At 71.6% G+C, this 6,691-nt stretch carries 6 protein-coding genes; 4 read left to right on the top strand and 2 right to left on the bottom strand.

All coding sequences use genetic code 11. From position 1 onward, the window contains the following. Positions 1-230 precede the first annotated feature (230 nt). Positions 231-1,268 carry a L,D-transpeptidase gene (locus C4313_RS05685; protein WP_352428902.1) on the bottom strand — a complete coding sequence of 346 codons (1,038 nt, stop codon included), beginning with the start codon at positions 1,266-1,268 and terminating at the stop codon, positions 231-233. 55 nt (positions 1,269-1,323) lie between these two features. Further along, positions 1,324-1,746 carry an ASCH domain-containing protein gene (locus C4313_RS05680; RefSeq protein ID WP_352428901.1) on the bottom strand — a complete coding sequence of 141 codons (423 nt, stop codon included), beginning with the start codon at positions 1,744-1,746 and terminating at the stop codon, positions 1,324-1,326. Positions 1,747-1,895: 149 nt separating this feature from the next. Here C4313_RS05680 and C4313_RS05675 point away from each other — a divergent pair, with 149 nt between their 5' ends. The 4 genes from C4313_RS05675 (at position 1,896) to C4313_RS05660 (ending at position 6,578) form a co-directional block, all read left to right on the top strand. Beyond that, positions 1,896-3,581 carry an NAD(P)H-hydrate dehydratase gene (locus tag C4313_RS05675; RefSeq protein ID WP_352428900.1) on the top strand — a complete coding sequence of 562 codons (1,686 nt, stop codon included), beginning with the start codon at positions 1,896-1,898 and terminating at the stop codon, positions 3,579-3,581. Between the two features lie 12 nt (positions 3,582-3,593). Beyond that, on the top strand, positions 3,594-4,295 hold the full coding sequence (locus tag C4313_RS05670) for a nucleotidyl transferase family protein (protein ID WP_352428899.1): 702 nt from the start codon (positions 3,594-3,596) through the stop codon (positions 4,293-4,295). A 100-nt stretch (positions 4,296-4,395) separates the two neighbouring features. Next, the gene (locus C4313_RS05665; RefSeq protein WP_352428898.1) at positions 4,396-5,664 is read left to right on the top strand and encodes a pilus assembly protein TadG-related protein; all 1,269 of its coding nucleotides are present in this window, start codon (positions 4,396-4,398) and stop codon (positions 5,662-5,664) included. Beyond that, entirely contained in the window at positions 5,661-6,578 is a 918-nt protein-coding gene (locus C4313_RS05660) for a type II secretion system F family protein (protein WP_352428897.1), read from the top strand. The genes C4313_RS05665 and C4313_RS05660 overlap by 4 nt, the downstream gene beginning before the upstream one ends. Positions 6,579-6,691: the final 113 nt, after the last annotated feature.

The raw sequence follows: 6,691 nt of genomic DNA, 5'->3' as shown, positions 1-6,691 counted from the left end.
CGAAGTTGAAGACCAGGGCGAGGACGAGCGCCGTCACCGCCCCGCCCCGCCCGCCGAGGGCGAGGCCCAGCGCCGCCCCGAGCAGCAGGCCCACCACCAGGGCGCCTCCGGCGAAGAGGTAGACCAGTTCCAAGGACACCATCGCCTGCCCCGCCTTCCAAAGTGGGGATTCTCACCCACAGTTTACCGGAACGGGACGGCGCAGGGAAGGAACGGGCCGGCGGCGCCCCTCACGGATGCACCCACACCCAGGTGCCGGGTTGCTCCGGCGTCGCCCGCACGAAGGGGCCGTCCCCGGCGGGCTCCGCCCACGCGAACAGCCAGCGGGCGTCCCGCGGCGCCAGGTTCACGCACCCCCGGCTCTGCGGGAACCCGAAGCGGTCGTGCCAGTAGGCCCCGTGGAGGGCATAGCCTTCGTGGAAGAACATGGTCCACGGGACATCCTCCAGATAGTAATAGCCGAAGATGTTCCCAGCCATCCGCGCCGTGCGGGCCTTGATCTGGATGGGGAAGAGGCCGATCACCGTGGGGGTTCGAGAGCGGCCCGAGGAGATCAGCGTGGCATACACCAGCCGGTCCCCTTCGTAGGCGGCCAGTGTCTGCTCGTAGAGGTTGACCTCGATCCACTTCGCCCCCGGCGGGATGCCCTGCGGGGGCCGGGTGGGGAACACCAGGCCCACAAACCGCGCGGCCACCCACTGGTCCGGACCGATGCGATACCATTTGGTCCCCCCGACCTTCCGCGTCTCTGCCACCACGATCGGCGTGTAACGCCCCAGGATCGGCGCTTGGGGGTCCGGGGCTTCCCCGGGTGCCCGGGCCGGGCGCACCGCCTGGACGATCCAGCCGAAGGGCTGGGTGGGAGGCGTCTCAAAGGCCAGCCCTTGGAAGGCCGAGGGGGCCCCGAAGGCTAGGAAGCCCGCCTCCATGTATTCGCCCGGGTTGATCTGGTAGAACACCCGTCCCCCTGCCTCCGCCCGCCCGTGCACGCTCACCCAGACGTAGCCGGGCGGGAACACCCGAACCGGAGGACCGCCCCTCAGGGCCTCCTCTGGGGATCGATAGACCGGGGCAGGGGTCTTCACGAAGGCATAGGAGAAAGGGACCAGTCCCTCGCTCCGGGCCGTCGGCCGGGCCCGGGGGATCGACCGGCCGGCCGTGGGACGAGGGCAGAACGCCAGGTCCCCATCCGGGGGGACGCACCGGACAGCCGCGGAGGCCGCCATCCCGATCGCCAGACCCACCCCCACGAGGAAAACAACCGCCATCAGCCCGCTCCGCAGGGTTGTTCGTTCTCTCTAAGTATAACGTCTATAACGTCCCTTATGTTCCGTTCGGGTCGGCGGTTCTGGCGCCGAGGGCCTCCTCCAGGCGGATCCAGACGATAGGCCCCCGGGGGCGCCGGACGGGGATGGGTTCGGGGAAAGCCTGGGGGTCCGTGAGGATCCAGACGTAGAGGGGCCGGCCCCGGGCGTAGGCCTCGAGGAAGGCAGGATCCGCCCGGTGGCGCGTCCGATACCGGCGCAGGACCTCGACGGAGACCGGCCCCCGCACATCGGCCAGGACCACGGTCCCGATCCAGCCCCGCGGGCTGATGATGCCGATGCGCCCTCGCACGTGGGTGGGGTAGCGCCGGATCTCCCACGTCTTCTCTCCGGAGACGATATCGGTGGCGTAGGGCTCCCGGACGATCAGCCCCAGTTCCGGCGTCCGCATGGCTTTCCCGAACCCCCAGCGCCATCCCATGGGCCTTTCACGGAGGGACAGCGGCCAAATACAATTTTATGAGATCGCGGAGAACCGTGGGGCTTCCGCCGTTGCGGCCGGCGGGAACCCTTCGCCGGGGAGGAGGGGCACGAAGAGTGGATGAAGGCAGATCCTTCGGAGGCGATCGGATGCAGGTCCTGACGGTGGCGCAGATGCGCCAGGCGGAGGCGGCCGCCGACGCGGCCGGCCATACCTATGCCCGGATGATGGAGCGGGCCGGCCGGGCGGTGGCCCAGGAGATCATGCGACGGATGCCCGTCCGCGGCCGCCGCATTCTGATCCTGGTCGGCCCGGGGAACAACGGGGGCGACGGACTAACGGCGGCCCGCTTCCTGCAAGAGGCCGGGGCCGAGGTGGGATGCTACCTGCTGAAGCCCCGCGAGGAGACCGACCCGGTCCTCCAGGCGGCCCGCGCGGCGGGTTGTTTCATCGCCCAGGCCCCCGACGATCGCACCGGCCGGGTGCTGCGGCTCTGGCTCCGCAGCACCGCGGTCGTTGTGGATGCCCTCCTGGGGACCGGGACGGCGCGCCCGCTGGAGGGCGATCTGCTCCGGATCCTCCAGGCCGTCCGGGCAGAGGTGAGCGAGCGCCGGCCGTGGCCGGCCTCGTTCTTCGCGCCCGGACCCCCCCTTATCCCAGCCGGCCTCATCGACCGGACCCCACCGGAGCCGTGGCTGGTGGCGGTGGACGGGCCGACCGGGATGCACTACGACACCGGCGGCCTGGACCCCCACGCGTTCCACGCCGACCTCACGGTCACTTTTGCCTATCCCAAGGTCGGCCACTTCCGGTTCCCGGCGGCCCACGCGGTTGGGGAACTGGTCGTCGCCGATATCGGGATCGAGCCGAAATGGGTCCCCGAGGCCGCCTTCGAGGTGATGGACGCAGCGATGGCGCAGGCCTGGCGCCCGCCCCGCCCGGCCGATGCCCACAAGAACACCTTTGGGAAGGTCGCTGTGGTCGCCGGATCCGTCCACTACCCCGGCGCGCCTGTCCTGGCCGCCCAGGCGGCCGCGCGGGCCGGGGCGGGCTGGGTGACCCTCGCTGTCCCCCGGAGCATCTATCCGGTCCTCGCCGCCCGCACGGCCGAGATCACCTACTTGCTACTGCCGGACGAACTGGGGGTCCTGGTCCCGGACGCCGTCGAGGTCCTGGGACGGGCCCTGGAGGGCTACGCCGCCCTTGTCCTGGGGCCTGGGCTGACCCAGGAGAAGGAGGCCGTGGCTTTCGTGCATCACATGTTCGGCATGGAGCCAGCCGCCAAGCGGGGCCGGATCGGGTTCCAGGTAGAGGAAACGCCGGCCCGTCCCCCCGCTCCCGCCAACCGCTGGCCGCCGCTGGTGGTGGACGCCGATGGGCTGAACGCCCTGGCCCAGGCGCGGGATTGGGCGGCCCGGCTGCCCGGACCGGCCATCCTCACCCCGCACCCGGGGGAGATGGCCCGGCTGACCGGCCTTCCCAAAGCGGCGATCGAGGAGGACCGCCTGGGGACAGCCCGGCGCTTCGCCCAGGAATGGGGACACGTGGTGGTGCTCAAGGGCGCCTTCACCGTGGTCGCCGCGCCGGACGGCCGGGCGCTGGTGATGCCCTTCGCCAACCCGGCCTTGGCCACGGCCGGCACCGGGGATGTGCTGGCCGGGATCCTCGCCGCCCTGCGGGCGCAGGGGCTGCCTCCCTTCGAGGCGGCCGCCTTGGGGACTTACCTGCACGGCCTCGCCGGAGAACTGGCCCGCCGCGAGATCGGGGCGGCCGGCGTGGTGGCCGGGGACCTGATCCCCCGCCTGCCCCTCGTCCGTCGGGCCCTCGATAGCTAAAGGGAGATTCCCGTGGGCGCGGACGCCGCCCGCTGGCTGGAGGGGCTGGATCCCCGCGACCCGCCGCGCCTGCGCTGGGTCCTTCGGGCCCATCCCGGGGCTCGGCGCATCGGCGTGCTGTCGGCCGCCTTCAACCCCCCTACCCGGGCCCATCTGGCCCTGGCCGAGGCCGCCCGGGCCGCCCTCGAATTGGAAGAAGTGGTGCTCTTGCTGGCCCTGACCCACGTGGAGAAGCCCCTGATCGGGTTCGGGCTTTCTGAGCGCTTGGAGATGCTGCAGGCCATCGCCTGCGGGCGGGCCGGATACAGCGTGGCCCTGTGCAACCGCCCCCGCTTCTTCGAGAAGGCCATCGCCTTCCGCGAGGCCCTGGGAGAAGTGGATGCGCTCTTCTTCCTGATGGGCGGGGACACCCTGGTCCGCCTCTTCGATCCCCGCTACTATCCCGATCTTCCCCTGGAGGCAGCCCTGGAGTGCTTCTTCACCCTCGCCGAGGCGGCCGTCGCCCCGCGGCCCCCCTGGGATCGCCAGGCCATGGAGGCCTTCCTCGAGGATCCCGCCCGCGCCCGCTACCGGCCCCGTATCCACTGGCTCGCCCTCCCCGAAGCCCTCGCCGGCATCTCCTCCTCGGAGGTCCGCGCCCGTCGCCAGCGGGGGGAGCCGGTGGACGACGCCGTGCCCCCTGAGATCCGGCCATGGTTGGGCGGGCTCCTCTGATCTCTTTATGGATCCCAACGCTGCCCCCGGCGGTTTCTGGATCAGAGGATTTTCCGTTCCCCCTCGGCGGTAGCTTTTTCGATTACAATACTGAGGGGAAGTGCCGAACAGGAGACGCCGGTGCGGAGGGACCGAGGGCAGGCGCTGGTGCTGCTGGGGCTGGCCTTCGCCGGGCTTCTGGCGTTGCTCGCCCTGGCCATCGACGGGGGGGAACGCCCTCGTCCAGCGGCGGCGGGCCCAGAACGCCGCCGACGCGGCGGCCCTGGCGGGGGCGCGCCGGCTGTGGGAGATCCGGCGCGCTGGGGGCAGTGAGGCCGATCTGATCGCCGCCCTCCAGCAGGCCATCGACGCCCATGGGGCCTTCAACGTGGAGGGCCAGCCCAACCGCTTCGAGGCCGTCTATGTGGACGAGCAGGGGAACCCCCTCGGCCCGGTGGGTGGGGGGATCCCTGGGAACGCCCGCGGGGTGCGGGTGACGGTGATCAACCGCTTTGACGCCTTCTTCGCCGGCGTCTTCGGCTTCGATCCCATGGAGGTCCGCGCCCTGGCCGCCGCGGTTTACCGCCAGGCTCCCGCCTGCGCCTTCGCCCTTTTCGCCGAGGGCGCCCTGCAGGCCAAGTTCGCCCTCCTCTCTGTCGGAGGAGGTGTTCACGCTGGGACCGACCTCACACTGCGTTGGGCGGGGAGGATCGAGGGACCCTGCGAATACGGCGCCCACGCCGACATCGCGCTGGGGATCATTTGCGCCGGCGGGCAGGTGCCGGCCCCCTTCCAGCCCCTCCCTGCCCTCTACGCGCCAGGCGACTTCGCCCCCGGAGGGCCGTTGTGGAACGCCTACGCTGGGGATCGCTACTGCCTGATCCCGGAGGACCCCCACCAGCCCGTCGTGCTGGACGCCCATCCCGCAGGCACCGTCGATCCCCTCAACGGGCGTTGTCTCACGGTCCAGGGGGGGCAACGGGTCCGCCTGCGGGACGGGCTGGTTTACGTGGGTGGGGACGCCCGGGTGATCCGGAGCCAGGGCCGGGCCACGATCCGGGCCACGCTCACGCTGGCCACGACGGGCGTGCTGCGTCTGGACGACCCGGACAACGCCTATGAATTGGTTCCGGCCCTGAGGGATCCCCCGCATGGCGCGCCGCTCCTCGTGGCCGGGGGAGCCATCACGATCACCACCCCCTCCCAGTGGCAATGGGAGGGCCTGATTTTCGCGGAGGGCGGCCCCGTTGCGCTGTCGGCACCCATCGCCTGGTCCGACCGCGGGGCGATCTATGGCCGGGCGCTCGAGCTGAAGGGAGGGCAGTTGAACCTGCGTTTCGATCCCTCGGTGTGCCCGCCGGTGGGGGCTCGGGTGGAGCTGCTGCGATGAGCGGGGCGCTGGCGCTTCTGGGGCTTGGGCTGGTGCTGGCGGGGATCCTCGTTTTCTTCCTCGGGCCGGAGCCGGGGGAGGCCTCGGCGGGTGTGCCGCCGTTCTATCGGGAGGGCCTCGATCGGTGGCTGCAGGTCCGGGCCCGGCTCTGGGCCCTCGGGCAGCGGTGGGAACGGGGCCTCCGCCGCCGCCTGCTCGCGGCAGACCTCCCCTGGCGCCCCATCGAGTTCGTCGGCTTGACGCTCTTGCTGGCGGGGCTCGGGGCGTGGGGCGGGTGGAGGATCTACCGGCTGCCGGGTTTGGCCGTCGCCGGCGCCCTCGCCGGCGGCGCCCTCCCCGTCCTGTGGCTTCACCATCGTCGGGCCGGCCGGCAGCGGCGGCTGGAGGCCCAACTGGCCGACGCCCTGCTGCAGATCGCGGGGGCCATGCGGGCGGGCGCGAGCCTGCCCGCCGCCCTGCAACAGGCCGCGGACCAGCTCCCTCCGCCCATCGGCCTGGAGCTGCGGCGGGTGGTCCTGGAGTTCCACCTCGGGATCCCCCTCGCCCAGGCCCTGGAGCATCTGCGGGCCCGCGTCCCCAGCGAGGACCTCTCGATGGCCATCACCGCCATCCAGATCCACCAACAGGTCGGTGGGAACCTCCCCGAGTCCCTGGAGCGGGTGGCCGCCCGGATCCGCGAGCGGGTCTATTTGCGGGACGAGATCCGCGCCCTGACCGCCTCCCAGCGCCTGAGTGCCCAGATCATGGCCGTCCTCCCGCTGGTCCTCTGGCTGATCCTCTTCCCCCTCAACCGCCGCTATATGATGCGCTTCTTCACCAGCGGCCTGCTCGGCTACGCGCTGCTGGCCCTGATCCTCTTCCTGGTCCTCGCCGGCCTTCTGGTCGTCCGTCGGGCCACCCGGCTGGAGGTCTGACGCGGGGCGGCGAAAAATGGCCCGCGGGGGGCCGCCCGCTATAATCCAAGAGAAGGGAACCCGGGGACCGGCAGTCCCCGGCGAAGCCGGAGCGCGGAGGAGAGGTTCCCGGG

Source organism: Thermoflexus sp., from assembly GCF_040289485.1.
In the GTDB taxonomy this organism is placed as follows: Bacteria; Chloroflexota; Anaerolineae; order Thermoflexales; family Thermoflexaceae; genus Thermoflexus.
The sequence above is the reverse complement of the archived record's forward strand: the minus strand, read 5'-3'. Positions and strand labels throughout refer to the sequence as shown.

Coding starts and splice junctions, on each gene's coding strand:
- C4313_RS05685 (WP_352428902.1), bottom strand. CDS start 1,268: ATGGCGGTTGTTTTCCTCGTGGGGGTGGGTCTGGCGATCGGGATGGCG.
- C4313_RS05675 (WP_352428900.1), top strand. CDS start 1,896: ATGCAGGTCCTGACGGTGGCGCAGATGCGCCAGGCGGAGGCGGCCGCC.
- C4313_RS05680 (WP_352428901.1), bottom strand. CDS start 1,746: ATGGGATGGCGCTGGGGGTTCGGGAAAGCCATGCGGACGCCGGAACTG.
- C4313_RS05660 (WP_352428897.1), top strand. CDS start 5,661: ATGAGCGGGGCGCTGGCGCTTCTGGGGCTTGGGCTGGTGCTGGCGGGG.